Annotated in this window: 1 protein-coding gene; it reads right to left on the bottom strand. The window is 56.8% G+C overall.

The features are described from left to right. Positions 1 to 13: 13 nt before the first annotated feature. Positions 14 to 1,204, bottom strand: coding sequence for an elongation factor Tu (tuf, locus tag Y5S_RS18990; protein ID WP_031226999.1), 1,191 nt, complete (start codon positions 1,202 to 1,204; stop codon positions 14 to 16). Position 1,205: the final 1 nt, after the last annotated feature.

Below are 1,205 nucleotides of genomic sequence, written 5' to 3' on the forward strand. Positions count from 1 at the left end.
ACCGGGTAACGAATTACTCGGTGATCTTGGCTACCACGCCGGCACCAACGGTACGGCCACCTTCGCGGATAGCGAAGCGCAGACCGTCTTCCATGGCGATCGGAGCGATCAGCTCAACGTCCATCTGAACGTTGTCGCCCGGCATTACCATTTCAGTACCTTCCGGCAGGGTGCAAGCACCGGTGACGTCAGTGGTACGGAAGTAGAACTGCGGACGGTAACCGTTGAAGAACGGGGTGTGACGACCACCTTCGTCCTTGCTCAGTACGTAGACTTCGGCAACGAACTTGGTGTGCGGCTTGATAGAACCCGGCTTGGCCAGAACCTGACCACGCTCAACTTCATCACGCTTGGTACCACGCAGCAGAACACCAACGTTCTCACCAGCACGACCTTCGTCCAGCAGCTTGCGGAACATTTCCACACCGGTACAGGTGGTCTTGGTGGTGTCGTGGATACCCACGATCTCGATTTCCTCGCCCACCTTGATGATGCCACGCTCTACACGGCCGGTTACTACAGTACCGCGACCAGAGATGGAGAATACGTCTTCGATCGGCATCAGGAACGGCTGATCTACGGCACGCTCCGGCTCCGGGATGTACTCGTCCAGAGTCTCTACCAGCTTCTGCACGGCAGGCATACCGATGTCGCTGGTGTCGCCTTCCAGAGCCTTCAGGGCAGAACCCTTGATGATCGGAGTGTCGTCGCCCGGGAAATCGTAGTCGCTCAGCAGCTCACGAATTTCCATCTCTACCAGCTCGAGCAGCTCTTCATCGTCAACCATGTCCGCTTTGTTCAGGAACACAACGATGTAAGGTACGCCAACCTGACGGGACAGCAGGATGTGCTCACGAGTCTGCGGCATCGGGCCATCAGCTGCGGAACATACCAGGATCGCGCCGTCCATCTGCGCAGCACCGGTGATCATGTTTTTCACATAATCAGCGTGCCCGGGGCAGTCTACGTGTGCGTAGTGACGAGTCGGGGAATCGTACTCTACGTGGGAGGTAGCGATGGTGATACCACGCTCACGCTCTTCCGGAGCATTGTCGATACCGTCGAAGGCAACGGCAGAACCGCCCCATACTTCCGCACATACGCGAGTCAGCGCAGCGGTCAGAGTAGTTTTACCATGGTCAACGTGACCGATGGTGCCTACGTTTACGTGCGGTTTATTACGTTCAAACTTTTCCTTTGCCACG

This window comes from Alcanivorax nanhaiticus (assembly GCF_000756665.1).
Taxonomy (GTDB): domain Bacteria; phylum Pseudomonadota; class Gammaproteobacteria; order Pseudomonadales; family Alcanivoracaceae; genus Alcanivorax; species Alcanivorax nanhaiticus.